A 7,755-nucleotide genomic window follows, 5' to 3' on the forward strand; every position below is an offset into this window, starting at 1 on the left:
CCCGCGCAGGCGGCTCCGGGCACCTCCTCCGCCGCGTCGGCGTCCGGCAGCGCCCCGGCGTCGCCGGGCGCACCGTCAGCGGGCGCGAGCGGCGGCAGCGGCGCGGCGGCGAAGCCGCTCGCCGGCAAGGTCGTCGCGATCGACCCCGGGCACAATCCGCACAACTACCAGCACAGCGCCGAGATCAACAAGCAGGTGAAGGTCGGCAACGGCAGCAAGGAGTGCGACACCACCGGCACGTCGACGAACTCCGGCTACTCCGAGGCGGACTTCAACCTCGACGTCGCCCACCGGCTGCGGGCGCTGCTGAAGGCACAGGGCGCACGGGTGGTGCTGACGTACGACGACGACCGGCCCTGGGGGCCGTGCGTCACCGAGCGCGCGGAGACCGGCAACCGGGTCAAGGCGGACGTGGCGCTGTCGATCCACGCGGACGGCGCCCCCGTCGGCAGGCGCGGCTTCCACGTCATCCTGCCGGGCCTGGTGGACCAGGGCGGCGCGGACAACGCGAAGATCGTGGGGCCCTCGCGCAGGCTGGGCGAGGACCTGCGGGACGCGTTCCAGCGGGTGACCGGCGCGCAGCGCTCCAACTACATCGGCCAGGGAACGGGGTTGGACACGAGGACGGACCTCGGCGGGCTCAACCTCTCGACCGTTCCGAAGGTCTTCATCGAGTGCGGGAACATGCGCGACCCGAAGGACGCGGCGCTGGTCAAGAGCGCCGCGTGGCGGCAGAAGGCCGCGCTGGGCATGGCCGAAGGCATCGACAGGTACGTGCAGTAGATTCCGCCGGGCGGACGCGGCGTGGGCCCGCGGGATACATTCGTAGCCCCGATCGGGGTGCCCCGCTTCCCCCGCCGCCCCGAAGAGACGACTGACGAAGGACATTTACGTGAACATCCGCTCTCTCATGCGAGGCGACGGCGTGGTGGCCGGGGCAGCACTCCTGCTGTTCATCGCGTCGTTCCTGGACGTCGCCTCGGCCGGCGGCTTCGGCTCCAACGCGTGGGGCAACCTCGGCCTCGCGATGAGCATGTACGTGGGCGGTGTCATCGGAGCGGGGCTGATCGTGCTCTCCCGCTCGTCGGCGCAGCCGCGCAAGGTGGCCGGGCTCGACGTCCACCAGTTCGGTGTCGCGCTGTGCGTCTTCGCGGCCTGGACGGCGCTGTGGACGATCATCGACTTCGGCGGCGGGCCCGGCGTCAGCCGGGGCGCCGGCCTCGTCCTCGGCTTCATCGCGGCCCTGATCCTCGCGTTCGCGGCCGTCGCCACGCCGCTGCTGCCCGGCCTGCAGGCGCCGCTCGCGCCCGCGCCCAAGCCGGCGGCGCAGGCCTACGGCGCTGGCGCCCAGCCCGCCGCCGGCTACGGCTACCCGGGCCAGCAGCCCTACGGCGCGGGCGCCGGCTACGGCACACCCGCCGCGGGCACCCAGGGGCCGCACGGCGGCGCGCCGGAGTTCTCGCCGTTCTGGTTCGCGGTGCCGGTGGCCCGCCCGCTGTACGGGGAGGACGGTTCGCCGTCCCCGATCGCCGAACTCGCCCCGGGCACCTGGTACCTGGCGGTCGAGCAGCGCGGCCCCGGCCTGGTCGCCCAGACCCAGGACGGCCGCAGGGGCGTCCTGCAGGACACCACGGGCATCCAGCGCGGCTGACCGCCCCGCACCCGCACGCCCCGTGAGGGCCTCCACCGGTGGTGGGGGCCCTCACGCACGTGGTGGGGTCCCGCGCACCTGGGGCGGGTGCAGCGGCGGCAGGCCCCGGGCCCGGGGGGGCTCAGCCGAACCGGGCGGTCTCCAGGAAGAAGTCGAGCAGCGCGCGGTCGCCGGTGACGTCGAACGCGGGCCCGCGCACGGGCAGTCGCCGCACCGCGGCCAGCAACAGCGCGGTCAGCGGGGCGCCCACGGCCGTGTCCGCCTTCCCGGCCCTGCCGTCGCTCTCGACCTTGCCGTCGTTCTCGCGCTCGTCGCCCCCCTCGCCCGTCTCGTCTCCCCGGCGCCACCGGAAGCGGGGGCCGCCGATCTCGACGAGCCAGCGCGCGCCGGGGGCGTCCGCGGCGTGCAGCAGCAGCGTGCCGCCCACGCCCGGGGGCGTCCGCGGCGCGCCCTCGGCGGCGGCGGCGAACTCCACGATCCGCAGCCACTCGTCGATCGCGTCGGCGGCGACGGCCGGCTCCAGTCGGTAGGCGTCGAGCGGCGCGTCGGCGCCGTGGCACGCGAACACCGCGTCGGCCCGGTGCACCGCGACCTCGTGGCACATGCGCCGCGCCCAGAAGCCGGTGCTGCTTTCCCACGCCCAGCTCCACACCGGCACGCCGGGCCCCGCGTCCCGCAGCGCGCCCGCCACGAGACGGGCGCTGCCGGCCAGCCAGGCCGTCAGCTCGCGCGCGTCGTCCGGCCCGTCGACGTACGGCACGTCCGCGCGGGACACGTCCCGCTGGGCCCGCGTGTGCACCACGTGCCAGATCCACCGCAGCGACTCCCCCACGTGCCGCACGAGTTGCGCGGCGTCCCACTCCGGGCAGGTCGGCACGGGCCGCGCGAGAGCGTCGGGGCCCGCGGCGTCGAGCAGGGCGCACAACGCGTCGGCCTGGCCGACGATCTCGTCGCAGTAGCGTGCGTGGGCGAGGGCTGTCATGCGAGGACCCTAAGGCCTCTCGTCTGGATCTCGTCGGGCTCGCGTGCCCCGCCACCGCACCTCGCGGCCCGCGCGGCCTCCTGCCCGCGCCGGTGCCCGCCGCCGCGGGCGGCCCGTACGTACGTGCGGGTGCGGAGGCCCGCGGCGGCGCGGGGCCGGCCGGTCAGCGCGGGCTGGCGACCGGCCCCTCCTGCGCCCCGGACGGCGGGCCGGCGGGCACCGTCTCCTCCGGCTCGATCCGCAGCGCCCGGCCCAGCCGCGCCGGCACGTCGAGGCCGACGATCAGCGCCACGACGACCGTCATGATCCCGGCGAGCAGTCCCAGTGACTTCCCGAGGCCGATGCTGCCCGCGATCGAGGCGCCCGCCAGCGGGGCCACCGCGCCGCCCAGGGCGCCGACGTTGTAGGAGAAGCCGAGCCCGGCGGCCCGGACGCGCGTCGGGAAGTGGTCGGCGATGTACTTCGGCAGCAGCCCGGAGATGCCCTGGCTGCTCGCCTGCATCGCGAAGAGCAGGACCCACAGCAGGATCACACTGCTCCCCCGGCCCAGTGCGAACACGGGGAAGAGGAACACCAGGGACAGGAACAGTCCGCCCACGTAGGTGCGCCGCGTGCCCAGCCGGTCGCCGGCCAGGCCCGCGAGGCAGGAGCCGACCGCGTATCCGAGCCCGGCCCAGGTCAGCGCGTTCGACACCTGCCCGGGGTCGTAGCCGAGGTTGCTCTTGAGGTAGGTCGGCAGCAGCGAGGCGATCGGCCAGGAGTACAGGAACGCGCAGAACGTGGTGGCCATGACCGCGATCATCACCGGCCACGCGCGCCCGGCGACCTGCACGCTGAACGCCACGAAGGCGAGGACCGCGAGGACGCTCAGCCAGGGCCCCGCGCCGAAGGAGTTCTGGCTGAACAGCAGGACGAGGGCCGTGGCGAGCACGAGCGTCAGCAGCGCGTTCCCCACCCGCCGGCCGGGGGCGAGGAGCACGGACGACGTGGTGACGTCCGGCCGGTCGCCCACCTCGCGCTGCCACTCGGGTGCCTCGGGCAGCGAGCGGCGCAGGTAGAGGCTGAGGAGGATCGGGACGATGCCGAGGTAGAACAGCCAGCGCCAGCCCGCCTCCGGCACGATCAGCCGGTAGGCCTGCGCGGCGATGATGCCGCCCACCGGGTACGCGGACAGCAGGTAGCCGGTGGCCCGGTTGCGCATGGCCCTGGGCCAGGACTCCATCACGTACGTCGCGCTCGACCCGTACTCCCCCGCCATGCCGAGGCCGACGACGGCCCGGAACGCGAACAGGGACCAGTAGCCCCAGGCGAAGCCGCACAGCGCGCTGCCGACGGAGAACGCGACGATGGCGATGATCATCGCGGGCTTGCGGCCGAAGCGGTCGCCGATCGCGCCGAGCACGAGGCCGCCCAGCCAGCGCGAGACGAAGGCCGCCGACACGAGGGTGGCGGCCTTCGCGAGGTCGAGGTGGAAGTCGTGGGCCACCTCGGTGAGCACCAGGGTGATCAGGACGAAGTCGAGCCCGTCCAGCAGGTAGCCGAGCCACGCGGCGAAGAACGCCCTGCGCTGCTGCCCGGTGAGCCTGCGGAAGGACGGCGGGGGCTCGAGGGCGGCTGACGGCGTCGTTGCCACGGCGGGACCTCCAGGGGACGGGGACATAGGACATCCCATGTCCTATGACTCAGCAAATTAACCCCGCCGACGCGAGCTGGCAAGCACGGGAGCGTGACCGCCCGGTCACGCGGGCGGCTCCTGGCCGGGCGGGCAGGGGCGCCCCGGCGGGCGGCCGCGCGCAACGTCCGCCCTAGAATCCGGGTGTGGAGGACACGGCGGCACACCCGGCACCGGCAGCACCCGAGGCGGCCTCGGTGGTGCGCGTCGGATCCGGCGGGGCCCGGTACACCCGGGCACCCAAGCCGCCCGCGGCGGGCAGGCCGGGCGGTGCGCGGGCCAATCAGCGCGCCCTGCAGGCCGCCGTCCGGGAGTTCATCGTGGCGAAGGGCCTTGCCGCGGGCGCGCCGCTGCCCACCGAGACGGAGCTGATGGCCGAACTGGGGGTGAGCAGGCATCCGCTGCGCGAGGCCATGAAGGCCCTGGAGGCGGTCGGCATCGTGGACATCAGGCACGGCTACGGCACGTACGTGGGCTCGGTGCCGTTCTCCGCGCTGGAGGCCGGGCTGACCTTCCGCACGGCGCTGTCGGTGCGGGGCGACCACAGCGACATCCGCAACCTGGTGGAGGTCCGCGAGGTGCTGGAGACCGGCCTCGCCGGCCGGGTCCTCGCCGCGTACGACCTGCTGGACGCGGACGCGCTCGAAGGCCACGTGGCCGCGATGGAACGGGCCGCCGCCGAGGGCCGGTTCACCCCCGAGCACGACTGGGCCTTCCACGAGGCGCTGTACCGGCCGCTCGGCAACGAGCTGGTGCTCGACCTGCTCCAGGTGTTCTGGAAGGTCTTCGCCGCGCTCGATCCCGACCTGCCGGGCGCGCCGGACACACCGGCGGCCACGGCGCGCTGGCACCGGGGCATCCTGGAGGCCCTGCGCTCGCGGGACGAACAGGCCCTGCACGAGGCGCTCGCCGACCATTTCCGCGGCATCAGGGCGCGGCTGGCGGGCACGGCCGGCTGACCGCCGGGCGCCCCCGGTCCGCGAGGTCCCGCGGGCCGGGGCTCCGGCCGGTGGCCCGGCCGGAGCCCCGGTGGGCCGGTCAGAGGTGGCGGAGCCTGTTGGCGAGCCCGTGGCCCACGAACAGGTAGACCACGGCGGCGAGGCCGTAGCCCGCCACGACCCGGGCCCAGGCGTCATGGAAGGTGAACAGGTCGTACGACCAGCCGGCGAGCCAACGGGCAGCGTTCTGGATGAAGTTCACCAGGTCGTTGGCCCGGTTGGCGTCCAGCAGGTACATCACGATCCACAGACCCAGGATGAGGGCCATGATGTCGGCGATGACGATGATGATCGTCGCCGCGGAGCGGTTCCCACTGCGTGAATATGTGGCCATGACTGGCGTGTTTCCCGGCGCGGGGAGGTGAAACCGGTCACCTTCCCGCCCGTCGGAATTGCGTCCCGCCCAGCGCCGTGCGGCCCAACAGGCTGTGATGGAAGCCTCGTTGATCCTCACGGTCGACGATCCGGGCGCCGGATGCCACCGGCCGGGACCGGACCCTATGCGCAGCAGTCGGGCTCGATGCCGCGCGGCAGCCGTTCGCCGCCGAAGACCGCGGTGGTGGCCTCGTCGCCGCCGAGCGCGGCGACGGCGAGCAGCAGCGAGGCCGCCGTCCACGTGGTCAGCTCACGAGGCCAGAGGGCCTTCTCGCCCTCGAAGACGTAGCCCGTCCAGTACATGCCGTCGGCGTCCCGCAGGTGCTGGATGGAGCGCAGGATCTCCAGCGCCCGCCCCGACTCCCCCATCACCCAAAGGGCCAGGGCCAGTTCGCTGCTCTCCCCGCCGGTCACCCAGGGGTTCGGGGACACGCACCGCACCCCGAGCCCCGGGACGACGAAGGTGTCCCAGCCCTCCTCGACACGGGACTTGGCCTCCGCACCCGTCAGCGCCCCGCCCAGCACCGGGTAGTACCAGTCCATCGAGTACCGGCCCTTGTCGAGGAACCGCTCGGGGTGGGAGCGGATCGCGTGGCCGAGCGCGCCGGCCGCCAGCTCCCAGCCGGGCTGCGGCTCCTCGCGCTCCGCCGCGATCGCGAGCGCGCAGCGCAGGGCGTGGTGCACGGACGAGCAGCCGGTGAGCAGCGCGTCGTGGACGGGGGTGCCGTCCGCCTCCCGCTTCCAGCCGATCTGGCCGCCGGGCTGCTGGAGCTCCAGCACGTAGTCGACCGCGGAGCGCACCACCGGCCACATCGCGTCGAGGAACGTGTCGTCGCCGGTGGCGAGGTAGTGGTGCCACACCCCGACGGCGGCGTAGGCGCAGAAGTTGGTCTCCCGGTGCTGCTCCAGGGGGAGTTGGCCCCTCTCGCCGTCCTGGTAGGCCGCGTACCAGGAGCCGTCGCCGTTCTGGTGTGCCGCCAGCCAGCCGTACGCGTCGGCCGCGGCCCCGTGTGCTCCGGCCGCGTCGAGCGCCATCGCCGCCTCGACGTGGTCCCACGGGTCGAGGTGGTGGCCGCGGAACCACGGGATCGCGCCGTCGGGCCGCTGCACGGCGCGGATGCCCGCGACGGTGCGTATCGCCTGGGCCTCCGTCAGGACGCCGGGCAGCGCGAGGTGTTCGGTACGGCCGGGCTCGGCGCTCGACAGGGTCACCGGATCACCCGCCCACGGCGGCGGGGCGGGGCTTGGTCGCGTACGCCACGAAACTCTTTCCGATGACCGGGTTCAGCAGCCGCTCCGCCGCCCGGGTGGCGAGCGGCTTCTTCATGATGTCCCAGACCAGCAGCTTGTGGTAGGCGCGCACGGGCAGCGCCTTGTCGTTGTCGACGCCCATCGCGCACTTGAGCCACCAGTAGGGCGCGTGCAGGGCGTGCGCGTGGTGGCTGCCGTACGGCTTGAGGCCCGCCTCCCTGATGCGGCCGAGGAGTTCGTCGGCACGGTAGATGCGGATGTGCCCGCCCTCGACCTCGTGGTACGCGTCGGACAGCGCCCAGCACACCTTCTCGGGCCCGTAGCGGGGCACGGTCACCGCGATCCGGCCGCCGGGGCGCAGCACGCGCACCATCTCGGCGAGCACGCCCTTGTCGTCGTGGATGTGCTCCATCACCTCGGAGATGATGACGACGTCGAACGACTCGTCCGGGAAGGGCAGGTTGAGGGCGTCGCCCTCCATGGCGGCTGCCGTCGCGCCCTCGGGCGCCTCCCCCGCCTCCTTCATCGCGGCGAACCAGCGGGCGACCTCGCGGATCTCCTCGCCGTTGCGGTCCAGGGCGACGACACGGGCGCCGCGCCGGTAGCACTCGAAGGCATGCCGGCCCGCGCCGCATCCCAGGTCGAGGACGCGGTCGCCCGCGGCGAGCGGGAAGCGGGTGAAGTCCACGGTCAGCACGGGGGCCTGCTTTCGCGGTCGGGGGTGGATCGGTGGGGTGCGGTGCGTGCGGCCGGCTCGCGCGCCGGCCGCGGGGCGGTCCGGGCCTGCGCCGGGCCGCGCGGCTCGGGTCAGCCGACGGGGACGCGG

The 7,755-nt window shown here is 74.2% G+C and carries 8 protein-coding genes; 3 read left to right on the forward strand and 5 right to left on the reverse strand.

What is annotated here, in order from left to right; all coding sequences use genetic code 11:
• Both L1885_RS19525 and L1885_RS19530 read left to right on the forward strand, forming a co-directional pair.
• Window positions 1–783, forward strand: a 783-nt coding sequence (locus L1885_RS19525; protein ID WP_235798451.1) for an N-acetylmuramoyl-L-alanine amidase, incomplete at its 5' end; no start/stop codon positions are given.
• 109 nt (window positions 784–892) lie between these two features.
• A complete protein-coding gene (locus tag L1885_RS19530) occupies window positions 893–1,651 on the forward strand; it encodes a hypothetical protein (RefSeq protein ID WP_235798452.1) in 759 nt (252 codons plus the stop codon).
• Window positions 1,652–1,772: 121 nt separating this feature from the next.
• Here L1885_RS19530 and L1885_RS19535 read toward each other — a convergent pair whose 3' ends face one another.
• Window positions 1,773–2,633, reverse strand: coding sequence for a maleylpyruvate isomerase N-terminal domain-containing protein (locus tag L1885_RS19535; protein ID WP_235798453.1), 861 nt, complete (start codon window positions 2,631–2,633; stop codon window positions 1,773–1,775).
• 163 nt (window positions 2,634–2,796) lie between these two features.
• Window positions 2,797–4,266, reverse strand: a complete 1,470-nt coding sequence (locus L1885_RS19540; protein ID WP_235798454.1) for a sialate:H+ symport family MFS transporter — start codon at window positions 4,264–4,266, stop codon at window positions 2,797–2,799.
• Window positions 4,267–4,451: 185 nt separating this feature from the next.
• On the opposite strand from L1885_RS19540, the gene L1885_RS19545 reads away from it, so the two are divergent.
• The gene (locus L1885_RS19545) at window positions 4,452–5,264 is read left to right on the forward strand and encodes a FadR/GntR family transcriptional regulator (protein ID WP_235798455.1); all 813 of its coding nucleotides are present in this window, start codon (window positions 4,452–4,454) and stop codon (window positions 5,262–5,264) included.
• Window positions 5,265–5,343: 79 nt separating this feature from the next.
• Here L1885_RS19545 and L1885_RS19550 read toward each other — a convergent pair whose 3' ends face one another.
• From L1885_RS19550 to L1885_RS19560, 3 genes are all read right to left on the reverse strand, one after another.
• Window positions 5,344–5,637, reverse strand: coding sequence for a hypothetical protein (locus L1885_RS19550; protein WP_235798456.1), 294 nt, complete (start codon window positions 5,635–5,637; stop codon window positions 5,344–5,346).
• 164 nt (window positions 5,638–5,801) lie between these two features.
• Window positions 5,802–6,884 (reverse strand): glucosidase family protein, encoded by a 1,083-nt coding sequence (locus tag L1885_RS19555; protein ID WP_235798458.1) that lies wholly within the window; start codon window positions 6,882–6,884, stop codon window positions 5,802–5,804.
• A 10-nt stretch (window positions 6,885–6,894) separates the two neighbouring features.
• Window positions 6,895–7,626: a class I SAM-dependent methyltransferase gene (locus L1885_RS19560; RefSeq protein WP_235798457.1), complete on the reverse strand. Its 732-nt coding sequence runs from the start codon at window positions 7,624–7,626 to the stop codon at window positions 6,895–6,897.
• Between the last annotated feature and the right edge of the window lie 129 nt (window positions 7,627–7,755).

Origin of the sequence: Streptomyces fuscigenes (assembly GCF_021556455.1) — a bacterium.
Classification (GTDB): Bacteria; Actinomycetota; Actinomycetes; order Streptomycetales; family Streptomycetaceae; genus Streptomyces; species Streptomyces fuscigenes.